Annotated in this window: 1 protein-coding gene; it reads right to left on the reverse strand. The window is 42.0% G+C overall.

The genetic code is table 11. From position 1 onward, the window contains the following. The coding region (locus tag AACQ14_RS24345) for a 3'(2'),5'-bisphosphate nucleotidase CysQ family protein (protein ID WP_339366114.1) at positions 1–226 on the reverse strand (226 nt) is incomplete at both ends.

Genomic DNA, 226 nt, shown 5'->3' on the forward strand with positions numbered 1-226 from the left:
CCCATAATAGGTACATTGTTTTCGATTAAAGCAATATTTACCGCAAAATCGCCGCTGCGAGCAATAAATTCTTGAGTGCCATCAATAGGGTCGATTAGCCAATATCGGGTCCAAGTTTTGCGTAACTCTAGCGCTCCTAACTCGGTTTCTTCAGACATAATGGGAATGTTAGGTGTTGCCTTTTCGAGCATCTCCATAATGACTTCGTTGGCTTTATAATCAGCTG

This window comes from Vallitalea maricola (assembly GCF_036985595.1).
Classification (GTDB): Bacteria; Bacillota; Clostridia; order Lachnospirales; family Vallitaleaceae; genus Vallitalea; species Vallitalea maricola.